At 39.4% G+C, this 20,779-nt stretch carries 11 protein-coding genes and 2 pseudogenes; 8 read left to right on the top strand and 5 right to left on the bottom strand.

Annotated features, from left to right (window positions below):
* Positions 1-281: pseudogene (locus EZ449_RS22870) on the top strand (IS1634 family transposase); the annotation flags it as partial.
* A 104-nt stretch (positions 282-385) separates the two neighbouring features.
* Here the strand turns inward: EZ449_RS22870 and EZ449_RS23405 are convergent.
* The 5 genes and pseudogenes from EZ449_RS23405 to EZ449_RS20825 all read right to left on the bottom strand — a co-directional run.
* A pseudogene (locus EZ449_RS23405) lies at positions 386-625 on the bottom strand (ATP-binding protein); the annotation flags it as partial.
* 553 nt (positions 626-1,178) lie between these two features.
* A complete protein-coding gene (locus EZ449_RS20840) occupies positions 1,179-2,159 on the bottom strand; it encodes a hypothetical protein (RefSeq protein WP_131562567.1) in 981 nt (326 codons plus the stop codon).
* 57 nt (positions 2,160-2,216) lie between these two features.
* A complete protein-coding gene (locus EZ449_RS20835) occupies positions 2,217-4,043 on the bottom strand; it encodes a RagB/SusD family nutrient uptake outer membrane protein (RefSeq protein ID WP_131562566.1) in 1,827 nt (608 codons plus the stop codon).
* 10 nt (positions 4,044-4,053) lie between these two features.
* Positions 4,054-7,245, bottom strand: coding sequence for a SusC/RagA family TonB-linked outer membrane protein (locus EZ449_RS20830; protein ID WP_225872396.1), 3,192 nt, complete (start codon positions 7,243-7,245; stop codon positions 4,054-4,056).
* A gap of 157 nt (positions 7,246-7,402) precedes the next feature.
* Positions 7,403-7,966 (bottom strand): discoidin domain-containing protein, encoded by a 564-nt coding sequence (locus EZ449_RS20825; protein ID WP_131562564.1) that lies wholly within the window; start codon positions 7,964-7,966, stop codon positions 7,403-7,405.
* Positions 7,967-9,365: 1,399 nt separating this feature from the next.
* Between EZ449_RS20825 and EZ449_RS20820 the strand changes: the two genes are divergently transcribed.
* The 7 genes from EZ449_RS20820 (at position 9,366) to EZ449_RS20790 (ending at position 20,520) form a co-directional block, all read left to right on the top strand.
* Positions 9,366-9,788, top strand: a complete 423-nt coding sequence (locus tag EZ449_RS20820; protein WP_131562562.1) for a hypothetical protein — start codon at positions 9,366-9,368, stop codon at positions 9,786-9,788.
* A gap of 169 nt (positions 9,789-9,957) precedes the next feature.
* Complete coding sequence (locus tag EZ449_RS20815; protein ID WP_131562560.1) at positions 9,958-10,524, top strand: RNA polymerase sigma factor; 567 nt, start codon at positions 9,958-9,960, stop codon at positions 10,522-10,524.
* 100 nt (positions 10,525-10,624) lie between these two features.
* Positions 10,625-11,620, top strand: coding sequence for a FecR family protein (locus EZ449_RS20810; RefSeq protein ID WP_131562559.1), 996 nt, complete (start codon positions 10,625-10,627; stop codon positions 11,618-11,620).
* Between the two features lie 133 nt (positions 11,621-11,753).
* The gene (locus tag EZ449_RS20805) at positions 11,754-15,179 is read left to right on the top strand and encodes a SusC/RagA family TonB-linked outer membrane protein (RefSeq protein ID WP_131562557.1); all 3,426 of its coding nucleotides are present in this window, start codon (positions 11,754-11,756) and stop codon (positions 15,177-15,179) included.
* 11 nt (positions 15,180-15,190) lie between these two features.
* Positions 15,191-16,648 carry a SusD/RagB family nutrient-binding outer membrane lipoprotein gene (locus tag EZ449_RS20800; protein ID WP_131562555.1) on the top strand — a complete coding sequence of 486 codons (1,458 nt, stop codon included), beginning with the start codon at positions 15,191-15,193 and terminating at the stop codon, positions 16,646-16,648.
* Positions 16,649-16,735: 87 nt separating this feature from the next.
* The gene (locus tag EZ449_RS20795) at positions 16,736-17,968 is read left to right on the top strand and encodes an alkaline phosphatase family protein (protein WP_131562553.1); all 1,233 of its coding nucleotides are present in this window, start codon (positions 16,736-16,738) and stop codon (positions 17,966-17,968) included.
* Between the two features lie 1,580 nt (positions 17,969-19,548).
* On the top strand, positions 19,549-20,520 hold the full coding sequence (locus tag EZ449_RS20790) for a phosphatidylinositol-specific phospholipase C (protein WP_131562551.1): 972 nt from the start codon (positions 19,549-19,551) through the stop codon (positions 20,518-20,520).
* Positions 20,521-20,779: the final 259 nt, after the last annotated feature.

Here is a 20,779-nt window from a genome sequence, read left to right as displayed (position 1 = left end):
TGAGACCGATGTTCCACTTTACTCCCAAACGAATAGAAGCTCATGTATGTATCTGTTTTGTAGCTTATAAGGTCTATAAAGAACTAGAACGTATACTAAAGAATAATCGGTATAAGATCAGTGTAGATAAGGTCTTGGAAGTTGCTAAGACGGTCACAACACTGAAAATAAAATTACCAAACAGCGGAAAGATCATGAGTAAAACAATGATTATTACCGAAAGACAGAAAGCAATCGAACCACTATTTTCCGATGATTTTTGGAAATCTCAATTTGGGTGACGCATTGGCGAAGTCAGGTGGTTCTATAATTGCCGCAAAAATAATGCTTATAAATTAAAAAACCCCTTTCGGCCATTTTATTTTTTAAATTGTATAAACAGTGATCAAGATCTTTCAAAAACTGAATTCTTTTTGACTCCAAACTCAACATATCTTTTTACCAACAACCCGTAAAATTTTTTGCAATTAATGTAAAATGCAATTCCACGATCTAAATTACTTTCAAACCATATTGTTCCGCCATGTACTTCTACAATTTGTTTTGCTATTGCTAATCCCAAGCCAAAAGGGTGCTCACCAGCAGTTCCTGAACGCCTGGCATCTGTAAATATTTCAAAAATTTTTCTTTAAGTTCAAAGGGAATACCAATACCAACATCTTTAACTGAGATTAGAGTAGTTTTTAATCTGCCTGTCTTTAATTTTATCCGGTAGTTCCTTTAAAGGTTGCCCCAATCGTTGAATAACTAAATCTGCATCATTCTAATTCTCTTTATTTTGCTGACGGCAGGATACTATCGCTAAAACTAACAACAACACAATACATTCAATTCTAATCTTTTTAAATAAAAAGCGATATAACGTAGGGGAAATGGTTACTATGAAGATATAATTATTTGAGCTGCGATCAACAAAAAAATGAACTAAACTTTAATCGGGAGAAAATGAATTATAGTTCAATTTCTGAGCGGTATTTCGCCATTATATTGAAAGATATCACCGGAAATTATAAAGCCGAAAAGTAGCGATTTGCTGCTTTTCGGCGTTAAATTCTTATGAAATATGTTGGATAAGATCGGTCGATGCGCCAGAACCAACAAAGCGGTATTTTACTACGAAAATTTGATAGTAAATGTTATACATCTGTGAAGTGAAAAACACCGATTTGGCAAATCTATTATTTGTAAATAGAGGTAATGTTCGGAAAATCTGTTTTTGCTTTAGCCAACATTGGCGCCCAATCTACTCCCTTTTCATCTTTAGGGCCAAAGGCTGCTAAAGCAAGTGGCTCTAAGTTTGCTTTTGCGGCACCGCTCCAAAAATGAACAAATTCTCCGAAGTTCATTTTACGGGTATATTGCTGATAACTTTTCCCTTGAACAGTAAGTTGTTGCTTAGGAAAATGCTGAGATAATAGGGTAAAAAAGCCATTTAAAGCTTTTGTTTTACCATAATTCTCGTAAATGGGTAGAAACCAGTTTTTAAACCATTGTGTTCCAGCTTTAGGATAGCTATCGGTTGTAGCCATCATTTTATTATACCATCGTTGTGCATCTGCAGTCCTATTTAAACCCAAATAAACATCGTACTGATAAATTTCCATCCATTTGCTATCATGCCAGATATCAAAAGCAGGAGATTCCTTTACCCCTTTTGATGCACCTTCAACAATGTGGCCAATCTCATGCGTAGATAGATCGATATCATTATCTACTCCAGTTACCCAAGCATCTAAACTACTGGCACCACAATCGGTCACATTTCTAAAATCATGGGCTCCATCCAAATAAGTTCCAGGATGGCCACCACTATATTTACCTGAATGATAAATCACAAACAAGCGACTATCATCACCAAACTTTCCATAGGTTTTCTTCGTATAATTCCAAGCTTCTGCCATGTATGTCTTGGGCCAAGCAATGGTCGGTTTTACATCGCCATCATAATAAACTACTACACTCGTATCGTAATAAACACGATTTAACAATTGAACATGTTCAAACCAATGCTCTTTCCATGTTTTTGGCGGTGCATCTGGTGGATCTACAGCTACAACGAGTGGAGGTGCTGGTTTTACGGTTTCAATTGGTTCTTTTTTGTCATTGCATGCTAATAAAACAACCAATGCAACAGCAGACAAGGGAAAAATATATTTCATAGTGTAGGTATTATATATTTAAAAAGCACCGAGCTAAATACTCGGCGCTACATTTTTTTACCAGCCTGTATTCTGAACAATTACAGGAACTTTTTGAACTTCGCCATTAGGTATTGGCCATAAATAGTGTTTCTTTTGGAAAACCCTATTTTCTGTCACTACAGGAGTAAAGAATGCTGGTGCATTTTGAGTGATGTTTAAGCCTCTAATTTGAGTATCAGTGGTTTCTGCAATTTTCCACTCTCTGGTATAAAAATAACGATCTAACTCAAAAGCAAGCTCAACACGTCTCTCCTTACGTATTGCACCTCTCATATCTGATGGCACAGCAATTCCGCCATTGCCATATAATGGAATGCCTGCTCTGGACCGAATTCTATTAAGATAAATTAAGATATCTGGGTCTGATGGATTTGATTCCTGCAATGCTTCAATATAATCCAAATAGATTTCGGCTAGTCTGATAACACTAAAGGTTGGTCTGCCAGTAGTTCTTCCAGAAACGCCCAAGTGTTTTCTTGGCGTATAACCTGTTTTTGTGTAATCGTTATTTGAAATGTTTGATTTTCCTGCATTACCAGTAAACTCAAAGCTAGTAATAATACTCGATTGAGGATTTATCCACCTACGACCCGAATAAGTAATGTTTGTGTAAAAACGAGGTTCACGATTTACATACATATTGCTGATTGACCTGCTTGCATTCTGATCATTTTGATCTGGAGCCTGATAAGCAGACGTTCCCGAGGCAGTATAACTTGGATCATCTTGTATTGATAATCCATTTACAGTAAAAAATGCATCAACAACTTGCTGCGAAGCAGATAGGAACGAACCTCCCTTATCTGGGTCTGGAGCACCTAAGTGATTTGGTGTTACCGAATACTGATAATTGGTAGCATCTCCAGTTCTTGCGAAAATAATTTCAGCGTTCCATGTTGCTAACATCACATCTCTAGTAGCTATAAAAGCTCTATTAAATGCTGTATTTGGCACCCCTGCTGGCGTAGTACTTACGGTGTATAAGGTATAGCTAGCATAGTTTGGATTATTCAAGAACGCTTTAGCAGCTGTTGCCAACCTTGTCCATTTAGCTGCACTAGCTGTTTGACTAATTAATTGCTTTCCATCTTGATTTCTCAAATTTGCATAATCAGGATTTCCATTAAATAATGGACGAGCAGCTGTTAACAACGCCTTGATTTTATAAGCTTCGGCAACAGAACCGTTAATGTGCCCGTAATCTTCTGCTGATTGAGGTGTTGCTGGTAAACCAGCGATTGTGGCATCCAATTCGCTTACAATATAGTCTATACACTCATCCATTGAGTTACGCGGCTTACTGATTGCCTCGAGTGGTGCATCTGATGCGATCGGATCATTTCCTAGCAAAACCACTGGTCCATATTGCCTTACTAGATGGTAATAATATATTGCCCTTAAGGCCCTAGCTTCATTGTAGTATCTGTTAATAAAATCGATACCACCAATATTACAATCCGTGCATTTTGATACGTTGGCCATAAAAGCACTTGCAGACTGAATACCACGGTAAAAATTTTGCCAATGGTAATTCACCTCTCCTCTTGTAGCATCCCATGCCCCGGAGTTTACTACCTCAGTAAAGTTGGGTAATGTATAATCTGCCTCATCTGATGCAGCAGTCCATGGCCCGATGTTACCCGCCTGGCTCGGAAAACGATCTTCAGTTTGACTAGGGATGGTAGCGTAAATATTTGCCAAGGCCCTATCAATTGTATTCTTTTTCTCATACACCTGATCAAATGTAAGCCTATCATCAGGTACTTGATTCAAAAATTTTTTACAGCCAAAATTACCAACTATCAGTAATGCACCTACTGTATATATAAATATTTTTTTCATCCTTTTAATTTTAAAAATTAGCGGTAAGACCTAAAGAGTAATTAGAGGTTAAAGGGTATCTCGTACCGTTGTTGGTACCTAATTCTGGATCCCAAAGCTTAAACTTACTGATGGTGAAAACATTATATCCCGTTGCATAGATCCTTAGGCGCTTAACGCCAATAGTCTTAATACCCTCTTTTAATGTATAACCTAAATCTGCATTTTTCAACCTAAGAAAGCTGATATCACGTTTCCACCAAGTACTCGACTGGAAGTTATTATTATTAGTTCCACCGTAAGATAAACGGGGATAAACGACATCTTGACTAGGATTTGAAACGGTCCAACGATCTGTAGCAACCGCTAACATATTACCTAAACCACCTGAATTGGCAAATGATGGAATGTTTAGCAGGATATCTGCATTGTCCTGACCTTGGAAGAATAAACCGAAATCGAAGTTCTTATACGTTAGCGAGAAACCAAAGCCATAAGTAGTGCTTGGAATATCTCCCCTACCAATTACGGTTTGATCAAATGAATCGATTTTACCATCGCCATTTAAATCCTTGTACTTAATATCACCCGGCATCAAAGTACCAAACTGCGTTGGACTGGCATTAATCTCTGCCTGAGTATCAAATAATTTTTCAGCTACATATCCAAAACGGGATAAGATATTTAGGCCTCTTTGCTCTAAGTAAGGGTAAGCCTTAGGTGCCTGATCGTTCTCAATTACCTTATCCTTATTATAGGTAAAATTGGCCCTAAAATTTATCGTCAAATCTTGCCCAAACTTTGCGTCGTACTGTAAAGTACCATCAATACCTTTATTTTCTACAACTCCCAAATTACCAATTGGCGTATTGGCCAAACCAATGTAGTTGGGCACGGTTCCCCTGCTTATAAACTGATTATCTCTTTTTTCCTTAAAAAAATCTACGATTAGGGAGAGATTATTATTTAAGGTCTTCATCTCGAAACCTAGATCCTGTTTACGCGTTTCTGCCCAGGTTACATCTACACCATAGGCTGTTACCCCCAAACCACCTGTGGTTGTAGAGTTTCCCGGTGTAATATTTCCATTTTGACCCCAGGTATAACCAGCTGCATTTCCAACTTTTGTTAGGTAATAGAAACGATCCCCCTCATTTGCCGCATATCCGCCACCACTACCTCCACTACCAACAATACCATTCGAATAACGGAACTTAACCATTTGGATAGCATCCTTAAGGGGTTCGAAAAACTTTTCATTTGATAATAACCAGCCCACACCAAGCGCTGGAAAGAAGCCATATCGCTTATCAGGCGCAAAATTTTCTGATCCATTATAACCTACGTTAAACTCTATGAAATATTTGTTATCATAAGCATAGGTTGCTCTACTGGCAACACCTTGCAGCCTATAGGGAAGAGAAAGCGTTAGGTTACCTGCAAATGGGTTTGAATTATCATTTTGATTGTATAATAACAAACCACTTACTGCATGCTTGCCAAAAGTACGGTTATAATTAGCGGCAGCTTCAAAATATATCTTTTTATCGCCATTATTGGTAATGGCATAATTTAAGAAATCCTGACCTTGCAAAACCAGACCGTACTTATAGCCTGATGAAGGATCTCCAGCCTTGATGTATGGATCGGTAGGATTGATGCGATATAGGGATTCTCTTTTTTCTCTTGTTAAGGTATTTGAGTTGCTAATATCAAAGGAAAACATTGATGTTACGGATAGACCTGGCGTAATCCCTTTTAGATCTTGAGTTAGGCGAAGATTGGAATATAATTGATTGCTATATCCTTCCTTATATCCGTTCCTGGTGATATCTCCATATGGATTACGTTGATCAGATTGAGGACTAATACCTGGCAGGCTACCATTTGGATATAGAATTGGAAACGAAGTTGGATTAATTTGAAATGCCTGAAGAAAAATATCTTGGGCATTATATTGACTTGGATAGGTAGTTTCGCCCAAAATACCCTTAATCCCCAAATCCATCTTTGTTGTACCGGTGATATCCCAGTTTAAATTTGCACTCACATTATAACGGCTATAGTTTTGTTTCACTCCAGAATTAACTGCCTGGTCAGTTTTAAACAGACCATCTTCCCCGTAATATCCAAGTGAAACATAATATTTGGCATTACTTACTCCTCCAGAAAGGTTTGCTGTTGCTGATCTGTTTCTACCAAAATCATTATATATGGCATCGAACCAGTTTACATTAGGATAAAGAACTGGATCCAGACCACCGGCAGTTTTTTGAACGGCATCTATTGAGTAAACTGGTGTGAATGCACCTGCTGCCCCACTCCGTAGATAGTCAGAATATTTGGCCTCATTAGCCAGATTCATATAGTCGACCCCATCAATCAATTGTGGTCTTTTGGTAAAACGGCTTATACCTTCAAAATACTCTACATTAATTTTTGGCGTCCCGATCTTTCCTTGCTTGGTGTTGATTAATATAACACCATTCGCACCACGTATGCCGTATACAGCAGTCGCAGCAGCATCCTTTAATACGGTGAAGTTCTCTACATCATAAACACTAATATCATTCAGGTTACGATTAGGAACACCATCAATAATCACCAATGGACCCCTATCATTAGCCGTTAGTGAGGATATCCCCCGAATGAAAATATCAGAGCCCGTTGCACCAGGCTCGCCGTTTCGGGTAACATTCACTACACCAGGGATTCGACCTGCCAACAGCTGACTCATACTAGAAACAGGTTGTTTCAATTCATCAGCCTTTACCGATGATTGAGCGCCTACCAAACTCTCTTTTTTCTGTGTACCGAAACCAACAATAGCAACCTCTTGTAAGTTAGCGCCAGTAGTCTCCTTTAAAACTACATCTAATACTGTTTGAGTACCAACTGTAATTTCTTTAGTATCATAACCTACATAGGTTACAACCAATACGGTATTTTGATCTGGTACGGTGATGGTAAAAGCGCCATTCACATCTGCAGCGGCACTCGTAGAACTGCCCTTTACCTTAATACCAGCTCCCGGAAGAGGTAGCCCTTTTTCATCCTTAACAATACCGCGTATCACAATGGCGGCCTTGGCTTGACGAGCCAAAACTGAACTGCTGATATTTATTGAGGAAGCAGCTGCATTGGCATTTAAACTGGCACTTATAGCTAAGGTAAGTGCCATAGCCTTTAAAGCACCAGGTTTTAGCGTGAGCTTGCTTCCCATTAGATTTGTAATTATTTTTATCATAATTATTTTATTCTTAATAGATTAACTGTTAAAAGGAATATTGATTTATAGAATTCACTTTATTAACCATCAGCTTCTGATGGCATAAATCATAATTGTATTCCAATAAATGGATTTAAATAAAAACCAAAAATTATTGTTGCTCCTCTGGAACTTCTATAACTCGCCACTCAGAAAGCTGGAATAGGGAACCTTTACCAATGGCCGAAATACTGATTCTGTAAAACCTGTATAAAACCTTGTTCTTAAAGCTATAAGTCTTGGTGAGGTTACGCCCTGAAAAGGTTTCACCTGTTCTAGTGTCTAGATCTATCCATGTTGCACCATCTACAGAGCCAGCGAATTTCCAGTCCTTAGGATCTCTATCTGGAGCGTCGTTTCCCGATGTTAAGGTATAGGATGCTACTTGTTGAGGTGCTGGGAAAGATAACTGCATGTAGAAATTGGTTTGATACGGGTTGATCAAAAACTTTGAATTAATAAAGTCATTGTCTACAACCTTAGAAGATCCTTCAGCCCCTGTAGCACCACCAGAACTTTCAATGTTGGTTGAAATTGCGGCTTTGGCGGTTACATCTACCTTCGCTTTCCAGGTAAATAATTCAGTTGAAGGATATTCTTCTTTAAGGCATCCGGTTAGGAAAATTAGGGCAATACAAATCCCTATAGCCGACTTGGCTATTTTTAAAAGAGTCATAAAATAATTAGTTTAAGTTTGTTGGTTGATTTTTAAAAGCCTGAACTTTGCGTTGATCAAAAATGATCGTGTAGGGTAAAATCTTTTTTTCTCGATAGTAGCTGGATTAATAGTTAGGGATTGATTGGTAAAACGTTTTACGTATAGCAATAATAGTGATTTTATGAATTAACAGCAAATGACTAAACCTAAAAATAGGGTAATATATTATCCAATTTAAACAGACAAAAGTGTAAATTATAAGAGCCGTGTATGTTTTGGCAAATTAAATTTCTAGAACAGCGATAAACATAGAATTTAATTGCAGTAAGAAGCCTTAAATAATTTTAATTTATTATCACTTTTATTAAAAAATATTAAGAATAATATAAAATTTTAAGAATTTAATGAGAATTAATAAATATACAATGTAAAATTCAGAGGTATGTTGAATTATTTTAAGGGTTTTTTTGACTAATTCATTAATTATGGAATTAAACAAGGGAATTAATTTAATTATTTAATTAAATATCAAAATTTATTCCAAATTGTGTTATTTATATGCGATTTCACTATGGATTATTAGAAATTCAACAACAAATTGTTCTTATTTATAAATAATAGTCGAATCGAACTGATTAAAAGCAATTATTAAATCAAAAAACCAGAAAGAATATTTTAAATTAAAATGGATGTTGTTAAATGTCATAGGTTATTTTAGTTTAAAACCTTTGCATTTGATATATTTAATCGCACCTAACTATAATTTAGTTAAATGCGATTTATGGTGGAGAATATCGGATTGAAAAATTCGCCTAATATTTCTCCATAGATGTCTTTTTGATACTCTGAGAGGGGTTTTACTTTTCTCATTTCGCTGTTTTTAGGGGGTGTTTGGCAGACTTATGTCAGACTTTTTACCCCTGATATTTATCTTAAAATTAAGAAAAAACAAGCTTTTTAGCAAGTGAAACGGGATTATTTTTCATCTGATTTGAAATTTATAAAAAGCAATCGTCATACTTTTGGGGAAGGAGGCCGAAAAACCATTATCACAAATTAGTAAAAAACTGAAAATGAATAACTTGAGTAGTAGTGGGAAATGTGCATTCGAATGACATTCACCAATACTTTTCATGAAAAGAACTGTTTTTATATGATCTAAATGATTTCATGTGTGAATTGAAAATCTTCAAAAAAACCCACACATTTAAAAGTAAACTAAATCCTTAACTGGAGATTTCGGCATCAATGACCAAGAAATTCCAAGCATTACATCTAAATCAAATGGCTTTTCAAGATAATCGCCTTAATTAAGTAGCTTTCTGGATCCTTGTAAAATCTATTGACGACAGACATTTAACATTATCGATATATGCTTATATTGTGCTCGCTTTAAGTCCTTGCAAATTTCTCGATTATGGAACACCTTAAGGAAGTATCTATCCCAACATTAGTATTTGTAATCCTATTATTCACGACGGGTTGTTTAGTTCCTGGCGCACCACATCATTTTATTTATAAATCCACCTCAAATTCGGTGGATTCGGTTGATTTGGCCACAATGACGTGGCATATTGAATATCATTTATATTCCAAGCAGAAAAATACTGATAGCATATTCGTTCTTTTTCCAATCGACAATCAATTTAAGAAGATGCAAGTGGATGAAAAGAGGATCTTTGGAGATTTTTATCGAACAGAAAGAGTACAGATGCGGGATGTCAGGAAAATAGAGTCAAAGGATTCAATTGTAATAAAGATCTTTAGTGATAAGACAGAACGAAACCAAGTATTTAAATACGTTCCGGAAGCCCAAAGGTCGCTCAGGTATCGTCGTTAGGATCAATATTAGCAACTGTAAATCGTTTATTCAGTATTATTACGTTTTAAAACAGACATTATTGAGCTGACTGTGCTTCATACCAGACACAATGTACATGCCAAATTTCTTATTTTGCTAATTTATCCTTAACAGTTGTTTAATAAGCTGAGGTTAGCTTTGTGCAACGATGAACATAAACCAAACCGAGGATTTTGCACTTTTGATGCGCTTGCGGAACGATGAGGAGAAATCCTTTGATCAGTTGTTTAAAAAATATTATCCAGGACTGGTGCGCTTTGGCAAATCATTACTCCGCTCCTCGGATGGCGATGCGGAGGATCTGGTTCAGGATGTGTTTTTTAAACTTTGGGAGGCTAGAAAAGGGCTTTCCATCCATAGTGCGCTCAATTCCTTTTTGTACATCTCGGTTAGGAACAGGGTAAACGATCATTTCAGGAAGCTGAAAAATCAGCCAACTCTTGGTATTGATTTCACAGAGGAAAAATTTGCAGAGGAGTACTTGATTCCCGATCAGCTCTTGATTTATAAGGAACTTCAGCTAGATATGGATCAAATGATAAGTCTACTGCCTGAAAGAACCGAACTGGTATTCCGCATGAATAGGCATGATCATCTTTCCTATGAAGAGATCGCCCAGATACTGGCCATTTCCATCAATTCGGTCAAGACCCATATGTACCGGGCGATTAAATTCCTGAAAGAAAACTTCCGCCATTACAATTCCCATCAATAATGTTAATTTCCCGTTAAGGATGTTATTATTCTGTTAAATCGCACACGGGCTGTAAGGAGACACGGTCTTGCACGCGTCCTCTCTGCAAACACACCATATTTTGGACGAGAGAGATATTTATCTGCTGATCACACGGTACCTGCAGAACCAGACCAACACGGAGGAGAACGAGATACTCGCTGACTGGATTACCGCATCACAGGAAAACGAACAAACCTTTGAGGAAATCAAACTGGCCTGGCAAGCTACGGCGCTACCCAAGGCGGTAGAGACAGGTGGTGCCTTATCCAGGCTAAAGGTCAGGATCAGTGAGGAAACGAAAGAGCAAGCTCACATAAAAAAGCTTAACCCGTTGAATTGGGGCATGGTTGCAGCAAGTATTGCGATGATAAGTCTGATTTCTATCGGCCTTCTTTACCTATTTTATAAACAGGATTCTTCACAGCCAGTTATCCACGTATTGGTTACAAGGGCGGGTGAGGTTAAGAACATCACCCTGGTCGACGGAACCAAGATCTCATTGGGGCCAAAAAGCTCCTTGACCTATCCTGATACTTTCAGCAGCACCGAGCGGGGCATTCATCTTGTTGGACAGGCCTATTTTGAGGTGAGCAAGAACCCGCACAAACCCTTCACTGTGAGTACCGCTGAACTTCGGGTGAAAGTATTAGGGACACATTTTAACGTCGATGCAACGAGAAATCAAGTGCTCACGACCGTATCACTTTTCGAGGGCAAGGTTGAGGTCAACCCGACCCATGACAGTGAGGATACGTACACCTTGAGGCCTGGTCAGGAACTTTCCCTTGACAGGAATAACCTAAGGGTATTTCAGCGCAGCCTGGATAGCCTTAATGTTTTGGGCTGGATGACAAAAACGCTCATCTTTAGAAACGATAAACTGAGTGAGGCAGCATCAAAAATCGAAAATATGTATGGTGTGAAACTCATCTTCTCAGATCAGGATACCGCCGACACAAGGATCTATGCCCAGTTCAATGGCGATGCACTTGATGATGTGCTTACCATTATCTGTGCTTCGGGCAACCTAAGATATCGCAAACAGGGAAACAAGATCTACATAAACGAGAGATGATGAGCTATGATAAGGGAATTGACAGGCCATACCTAAGAACAGGGGCCTTGAAAGAAGAAAAACCGGCATTTCGAGATGCCGGCTATAATCGACATATAAACAACTAAAATTTAACTTACGAATTCGCTAATCTATGAAAAAAAGGATCTACAAAACAACTTTAATTTTTTTGAGGAAAGCTTTATCAACAGCATGCCTGTTGATGATACTCTTCAACTCCGTTTATGCTGCTCCCAAAGCAGGTAGAGAGGAAAATCTCTCCGAGGTACGGTGTTCAATCAGAACGGCAAACAAATCACTTGCCCAGGTTTTTGAGATCATCCAAAAGCAGACCCGTTACAGTTTCGTATGCGTAGACAGAAACGGTTTTTTAAAAAGGCAGATCACCTTGAACGAAACCAACAGCAATCTAGAGCAAGTACTTAGGAAAATTGCCTCGACAGTACCTTTTACCTACACAAAGCTGAGCAATAAAATTATCCTGAAACCCACAGAAAAAGCATCGGCAAACCAAAATGCAAGACTCATTAAAGGTCATGTTACCGATCAAAGTAACTTAGGTGTACCTGGCGTTTCTGTATTAATTAAGGGCACTAATACGGGCACGGTAACCAATCAGGAGGGCGACTTTTCTATAAAGGCCGATAATGGCGAGGTATTGGTATTTACCAGCATTGGCTATCAGGTAAAAGAAATAACTGTAACTGATGCAAATACCTATCAGGTACAATTAACGGAGGATAGTAAAGCCTTATCAGATGTGGTTGTCACCGCATTGGGGATTAAAAAAGAACGGGCAAAACTAGGTTATGTGGTGCAGGAGGTTCAGGGGGAGAGCTTGGTAAAGGCCAGGGAACCCAACCTGATCAACTCTCTTACCGGCCGTGTTGCGGGATTGAATATCACCAACTCAACGGATCTTTTCCAGGACCCTGGAATTTCGCTAAGGGGCAGAAAACCACTTATTGTAATTGATGGAATTCCTGATCAATCGGCAGATTTATATCGTGTTAATGCTGATGATGTGGAAACGGTTACGGTATTGAAAGGTGCAAACGCTTCTGCACTGTATGGCTCTATTGGTCAGAACGGTGCAATCATGATCACTACAAAACGCGGTAAGGGCAAGGATTTGAGTATCGACGTGAACAGTTCCACTCAAATTCAACCCAGCTTTATCAGAATTCCTGAAGTGCAAACTGAATATGGTGCAGGTTTTAAGGGCAAATATACTTATGTTGATGGCTCTGGCGGAGGACCTGAAGGTTCTGGATGGATCTGGGGACCAAAGCTAGATCAGCTGGATCCGACAACGCCCAGTGGCTTTTTTGAAACGCCTCAATTTAATAGTCCGAAAGATCCTGTAACAGGCAAGCTGGTTCCCCTACCCTTTATTTCTAGGGGGAAAAATAATGTTAAGGATTTCTTCCAAACTGGACTGATCGCCAGTAACAATATCAGTATCACACAGAGTGGCGAAAAAGGTGCATTCAGGGCCTCAGCCTCCCATATTTATCAACGCGGCATTGTTCCGAATACGGATTTACAGAATAGTTCTTTCAACATCTCTGGAAACTATAAGCTATCAGACAATTTTACGGTAGATGCCAGACTGAACTATAACCGACAGTTTACTAAAAACTTTCCTGAAACAGGCTATGGACCAACAAATTACCTATATAACTTGGTATTATGGACGGGTGCAGATGTCAGTGTAGCAGATTTGAGAGATTATTGGGTTCCTGGGAAGGAAGGCATCCAACAGAGAAACTACAATACTTCTTATTATAACAATCCTTATTTCCAGGCCTATGAATATTTACGGGGATACGATAAGGACAATACCTTTGGATCATTGAACCTGAACTATAAGATCAGCCCTGCCTTCAGCGTTCAGTTTAGAAACGGCATTAACGCCTACGGGCTGAACCGAACCTATAAGGAACCGATGAGCTATATTGGTTATGGTAATAAATCACGGGGCCAGTTTACGGTTAATACTGGAAATTATATCGACTTGGTTTCTGATCTGATAGGTGATTACAACCATACTTTTACAGAGAAATTTAAGTTACACGCACAGGTTGGTGCAGCGAACTACTACAGAAACAACAAGTACGGATCTACGAGCACTGATGGATTGACCATTCCGGGCTTTTACAACCTCAGCAACTCTGCCAACCCCATTCAGGGAAATAATTTTGTTGAGGAGAGACGCACAAGCAGTGTATATGCGGTTTTGGATCTGGAATTCCTGAATGCAATTTACCTAACGGCTACAGGCAGAAACGATATCATCTCTACCCTACCCACGGCAAATAATAGCTTTTTCTATCCATCAATAAGTTCATCTGTTGTAATCTCTCAACTTACAACCTTACCAAAATGGTTCTCATACTTAAAGGCAAGAGCTTCATGGTCGAGGGTTTCGAGTGCAACGCTGAACGATAATGCCTATACCTACAGTTATTTACCATCGTTTAATAAGGGAACCATTTGGAACAGCGTCCCTTCCCTAACTTTCGGTGATGCCTTGTTAAATGCAAATCTTACTCCACAGACTTCTGATAGCTGGGAGGTTGGTTTGGATACCAAGTTTTTTAAGAACAGGTTAAGTATTGAGGCAACTTATTACCAAACGCGTGATTTTAATAACATCGTTTCTATTCCAACCTCCATTACCAGTGGTTATAACAGTCAGCTGGCAAATGGAAACGTATTTCAGCGTAAGGGATTAGAATTTGTGCTCTCTGGAACGTTAATAAAAAGCACAGATTTTAATTGGAACATTGCTCTAAATGTCAGTAAATACCGGAGGTATCTGAAAGAGATCTATGGGGGTGCTGAAACCTTAAACTTTTTAAGGGTTGGCGATCGCACTGACAAAATCTTCACATCAGTTTATCAAACCAACAATCAGGGACAGGTTATTTATGGTAGCAATGGTTTCCCGGTAAACGATACCTTTTCAAGATTTATTGGTTATCAATCTCCAGATTGGACCTACGGTATAGAGAACACCTTCAATTATAAGGCTTTTACCTTAAAGTTTTTAGTTGATGGCCGTTTAGGGGGTATGATGTATTCCACAACCAACCAGAAAATGTGGTGGGGTGGTACAAATCCGGGAACGCTTAATCAATTTCGGGTGGATGCAAATGCAGGTAGATCAACATTTATTGGTGATGGTGTAGTGGTGACCAGCGGACAGGCAACCTACGATGCCAATGGAAATATCATCAGCGATACCCGTGTTTTCGCACCAAATACCAAGGCTGTTAATTACATCGATTACATGACCAACACCAGCAATGGTGCTTACAATAACTACAACTACTTCTCACAAACTTTTTTAAAACTGAGGGAGGTTACCTTGGGCTGGCAAGTTCCCACTAAACTACTGGGTAAATCATTCATTAAGGGATTGGATTTCTCTGTGGTTGGCCGTAACCTTTTATTATTCTCCAAAATGCCAAATGTAGATCCTGATCCGGCAGTGGACAATCTTCAAACGCCTTCAACCCGTTCATTTGGATTCAATGTTAACCTTAAATTTTAATCTGCACGAATATGAAAAAGACATTATATCTATTATTATTTGCAACGCTTACACAAGTGGGATGCAAAAAGTTTAGTGAATTTCAAATAGATCCAAATAAATCAACAATTGCAACGCCTGATCTGCTCTTGAATGCAATCGAACAAACAGCTTTCCAGTCTACGGATATCAACATCGCGTTTACCACACGCCAAATGGTTTACACCGATGCCGTTTCCCTGAGTCAGTATTATGGCTGGAACAGGGGAAGCTTTGGAAATTTCGGTAACCTACGCCAGGTAATCAAGATGGAAGAGGCAGCAGCAAGCCAGAATAAGCCACAATACCAACCCATTGCAAAATTTTTTAGGGCATGGTATTTTTTACAGCTCACGCAGATGTTTGGTGATATACCTTATAGTCAGGCACTAAAGGGAGATGAAAACCTATCTACTCCAATATACGATAAGCAGGAGGATATATATTTAAGTATTCTAAATGACTTAAAGGCAGCGAACGGAATGATTGCCACCAATACGCCGGCAATTCAGGGAGACATTGTTTTCAATGGTAACATGCAACAATGGAAGCGAGCAATCAATTCATTGTCGCTTAGGGTATTGATGAGTTTATCCATTAAGGAAAATGATGCAAGATTTGAAGTGAAGAAACGTTTTGCGGAAATAGTCAACAGTCCTGCGGAGTTCCCGATTTTCACAGGCAATACCGATAATGCCCAGCTTAAATTCTACGATCTTGCGGGTAATCGCTATCCCTATTTTAACAATAACGATATCCAGACTGCCAATTATTTGGAGGAAACCTTTGTTAATTTATTAAAATCGTTAAACGATGTTCGTCTTTTCAATTTTGCAGATAAGGCACCGAAATTTGCTGCACTGGCAGTAACCGATTTCAACGCTTATGGTGGCGCAAAAGGTAGCGCTCCTGTTAATGAGAACAATGCACGTACAGTAGCGGGAGAAATTTCGAAGATCAAACCTCGCTATTACAACAGTCCAACAAATGAACCCAGTATTGCCCTGGGATATGCAGAAGTGCAATTTATTTTAGCTGAGGCCGTACAACGGGGATGGATTACCGGAAGTGCAAGCGACTATTATCAAAAAGGGATTAGGGCCTCGATGCAATTCTATGGAATTGAAGAAAATACCATCGCTAACTATTTAACTCAACCCTCTGTATTACTAACAGGTGCTGCTAATCCATTATCGAAAATCATCACGCAAAAATATATCGCATCCTTTATGAATAGTGGTCTGCAACCTTTTTATGAGCAACGCAGAACGGGCTTCCCCATTTTTGATACCACTGGAGCAGGAATGCTGAATGAAAAGCGCATTCCAAAACGTTGGATGTACCCCGAAACAGAATTAAGATTGAACCAACAAAATGTTACTGGCGCAATCTCCAGACAGTATCCCGAGGGAGATAATATTAACGGTATAATGTGGTTACTTAAACCATAAGATTTTACAGCACCATCTTTTTTGATGGTGCTTTTCGATTACCCAAAACGATTCAATCCCATAATCAATCCATTTGTTTTGAGCACAATGATAAAAAAGATTATAGTAGTAGCATTACTTGCTGTTTCAGTTAATACCTGGGCGCAGAACGTGAGGAAAACCGTTTTCATTATTGCTGATGGTATTCCTGCCGATGTGATTGAGCGTCTTGATCTTCCGAATATAAAAAGAATTATTAAGGCCGGAAGCTACACCAGAATGTACGTTGGAGGCGAAAAAGACGGTTATAGCCAAACACCAACCATTTCTGCCGTAGGCTATAACAGTTTGTTGACGGGCGTGTGGTTCAATAAGCACAATATCCCAGATAATGAGATCAAGGATCCGAACTACAACTATCAGAATATATTCAGGTTCCTCAAGACGCAATATCCACAAAAAAAGACGGCCATTTTTTCGAGCTGGCAGGATAACCGGACGAAATTACTGGGGCACAACCTGCCCTCGGCGGGCAACCTGCAGGTCGATCAATATTTTGATGGCTATGAATTGGATACCATAAATTTCAAACATGATAGGAGTCGAAATTTCATGCACCAGATTGATGAGAAAGTGGTTGGCGAGGCTGTTGCTAGCATAAGAAAGGATGCCCCTGACCTATCTTGGGTGTATCTGGAATATACCGATGACATGGGACATATGCATGGCGATAGTCCAGAATATATAGCAGCAATCAAAAAACTGGACATCCAGCTCGGAAAGATCTACGACGCTGTAGAGTACCGTAAAAAAAACAATGGCGAGGATTGGCTAATGGTCGTGACAACAGACCACGGAAGAGACGAGCGGACAGGAAAAGGTCATGGTGGGCAATCAATGAGGCAGCGAAGCACCTGGATGGTAAGCAACTATCCTCAACTGAATAACTACAGCCAATACTATGATCCCGCTATCGTAGATATCATGCTCACCATTGCACGGTTTATGGGCGTTGATCTACCAAGGCCCAGCCTGATGGAAGTGGATGGTATACCGCTCATCGGCGAGGTCTCGATTGCGGAGCCACAGGCAAACTACATTCAGGGGAACATTGATATTAGCTGGAAAGCATTGGAAAACAAGGGAACTGTGAAGGTGTGGGTGGCGACGACCAATGGCTTCAAAAGGGGTCAAAAAGATATTTATCAGCTTGTAGCGGAGGTTCCGATCGCTGACAGGCATATCTTGGTTAACGTAGAAAAGTATCCATCTCGCTTTTACAAGGTTGTATTGGAGGGAAAAGACAATTTTGTAAACCGTTGGGTAATATTGGATAAGTAGATAATCAGCAAAAGATGCAATTGATCTGCTAGCAATATAATAGGCTTACCAATCCATTCGTTGACTAAGGAATAGGATATATCATGGTGCCCAATAAGTAAGATAACATCGGTAAATATAATATACCTATAGAGATACAATTTAAAGAAGAGTTCTACTAAACCTGGAATAATTGGTTAGAGTGCCCAGGCAAACAATATAATAACGCACTGGAAATACTGACTTAATATGGATTCTTTTTTTTTCGATGTAAATATCTCGTATTATTTATTAAGTTTAGATTAGTTGTGATAAGGGTTCGGGCTGGTTACCGGAGCCCTTTTTTTTTAAAAGGTATTTTTTATCAAAACTTGCCCTACTCACTAAGCGACAGTGGTCCATTGATCGAGAAAGCCAAGGCATTCAACATGCAGGGTGCCTGTCGAAAGGAAAGCCAGACATAAATGACGAGAACAAATAATCTTATATTGATGGATGTACCGCGAGGTTTTTGATATATAGTGACGGCGCCGCCCTTGGCGTGCGATATCAGAGAGTACATGGAGCGGAAGACCTTTATTATGAGCGCGCAACGGAACCGCCATGATGCCTAACCGAATATGAAAAGGCGGATACTGCACAGTTAATCGCCGCGTATTTGGGGTCAGGCTAACCGGTTGTGATTAAAGAGCTGAATACACATTAGGTTAGGGCCGTAAGAGCTTCAGACATATATCAACCACAATACGCGGTATTTGGATGTATTCCTTATATCCATGTATTGTCCACAAAAACAACAATTAGCGTAGGGTTAGGGAAAATTGAGCTGGTCACGATAACATGCAGATAATATCCTTGAAATCCCTTCTTTGTCTAATTCTAAAATACCCTTTCATTGCCTTGAGCATCTGGGGAAATCCTGCTCAATCCCTCTTGGGCAGATTTCTTTCTTTAGTTAGATTCTGGATCAGAAGCCTTGGAATTCTATCGAACCCGTGAAAGATTTTGCATGTAATCAAAATTGAAATGTCAGATACAGTCATAGGTTAATAAATCAGCTATAAACCCATTGTGACAAATAAGGACCCCACAAACCAATTTACCTCCCTAAAATTCCGAAGTGGCATCACGCAAAATGCTTTCCGCACGACAAAGACCCCATTTCTGAGATCAAGGGAATTCTTGGGAGCATGGCCCCTAACTCTTAATTTGTAAATCCTCGCGCTGAAGTGGGGCTTTTATCTTCACAAAATCTTAATCAATTGATAACACTGGATAGTAGTACTCTTTACGATTTGAACTGACCTTAGAGAAAACACTGTATAAGGTTAAGTCATATGATCGGTAAATTCTTATCCATGCGACCAGTCTACCAGAAAGAGCAAGGAACCTCATCATATCTTGATGTTGCCAAGCAAAATACCCCAATCAGACGTGCCATGACATGTTTAAAATCCATAATGATATTGGGCATAAAAATCTCCATAATACCAGGTATAGACGATATAAGGCTGCTAGCGTCTGACTCAATCGAGTGCTACAAATTTGAAACAAGTTATCCAAACTCAATACCACAAATAGACATACAAACATACCCAAACATGAAAAGATTATCCCTCCTACTGGCAGTAATTGCCTGCTCATTTACTGCGTGTAAAAAGGAGCAAGAATCACCACTTTCTGATTTTTCAGGAAACGAAAACAATTTGCAGCAGCTTGATGCACTCCAACTACAGGTGCCCACCACATTAAACAACTGGATGCTGGGCCTGCCCAATACCACGGCGATCGGAAGGTTGTCTATTCCTGGCACCCATGACTCCGGTGCCTTGTTCGAGCCGATCTCCAGCACAGCAAAATGCCAGAACATTAGTATCGCTGAGCAATTGAAGATCGGCGTACGTTATCTGGATATACGCTGTAGACACATCGACAACGCCTTTGCGATTCACCATGGCGCAATTTACCAAAACCTTAATTTTCAAGATGTAATCAATGCATGTATCAGTTTTTTAAATGTCAATCCATCAGAGACTATTTTGATGTGCGTGAAAGAGGAACATACCCCCTCAAACAATACCCGTTCCTTCGAACAAACCTTTGATTCCTACACCCAGCAAAACCCGGGTAAATGGAGTTTATCCAACGACCTGCCCAACCTTGGCAGCTTACGGGGCAGGATCAAGTTGATCAGAAGATTTAGTGCAGCTGCAACCAAGGGAATCAATGCCACAGCTTGGGCGGACAATACAGCTTTTGATATCAGTAACAGTTATGGTGGCATAAAAATACAGGATTTTTACAAGGTAAATGATCTTCCGAGCAAATGGACTGCGGTAGAGCAGCTCCTCAATGCTGCTATGGCTGATGGGTCCAACAAGCTTTACATAAACTATTCGAGTGGATACCAGCCGGGCATTTTTTCCATCCCCAATATCAATGCTGTGGCAAACTATATCAATCCTAAACTTAGCCAATACTTCTCCAGTAATTCCTCGGGCAGGTATGGCGTGATACCCATGGATTTTGTCGACCAGGCAAAAGCTCAACTCATCCTTAACAAAAATTTTTAACCCCATACAGATACTGTCTATTTGTTTAGGCCGACACGATTAGTGCCGGCCTTTTTTGGATAGTTAAATCACGGCTGCCTTCCCTCAGAAGTTGTCGTAGAGATAATGGGGGACATTTGTATTTTTTAATCGAGTCTAGGTCATTCTCATTGCATACTGGGCAATCACAGGAGTATATCAATTTACACTTAGGTACCATTACGATCTCAATATCCAATCCCATCTTCATAATCACAACCTAAGCTGGCCTCATTTGACC

Source organism: Pedobacter frigidisoli, assembly GCF_004331675.1.
GTDB lineage: Bacteria > Bacteroidota > Bacteroidia > Sphingobacteriales > Sphingobacteriaceae > Pedobacter > Pedobacter frigidisoli.
This window is presented reverse-complemented; position numbering and strand designations above follow the sequence as displayed.

Coding starts and splice junctions, on each gene's coding strand:
- EZ449_RS20790 (WP_131562551.1), top strand. CDS start 19,549: ATGAAAAGATTATCCCTCCTACTGGCAGTAATTGCCTGCTCATTTACT.
- EZ449_RS20805 (WP_131562557.1), top strand. CDS start 11,754: ATGAAAAAAAGGATCTACAAAACAACTTTAATTTTTTTGAGGAAAGCT.
- EZ449_RS20815 (WP_131562560.1), top strand. CDS start 9,958: ATGAACATAAACCAAACCGAGGATTTTGCACTTTTGATGCGCTTGCGG.
- EZ449_RS20835 (WP_131562566.1), bottom strand. CDS start 4,043: ATGAAAAAAATATTTATATATACAGTAGGTGCATTACTGATAGTTGGT.
- EZ449_RS20820 (WP_131562562.1), top strand. CDS start 9,366: ATGGAACACCTTAAGGAAGTATCTATCCCAACATTAGTATTTGTAATC.
- EZ449_RS20795 (WP_131562553.1), top strand. CDS start 16,736: ATGATAAAAAAGATTATAGTAGTAGCATTACTTGCTGTTTCAGTTAAT.
- EZ449_RS20825 (WP_131562564.1), bottom strand. CDS start 7,966: ATGACTCTTTTAAAAATAGCCAAGTCGGCTATAGGGATTTGTATTGCC.
- EZ449_RS20840 (WP_131562567.1), bottom strand. CDS start 2,159: ATGAAATATATTTTTCCCTTGTCTGCTGTTGCATTGGTTGTTTTATTA.
- EZ449_RS20800 (WP_131562555.1), top strand. CDS start 15,191: ATGAAAAAGACATTATATCTATTATTATTTGCAACGCTTACACAAGTG.
- EZ449_RS20830 (WP_225872396.1), bottom strand. CDS start 7,245: ATGGGAAGCAAGCTCACGCTAAAACCTGGTGCTTTAAAGGCTATGGCA.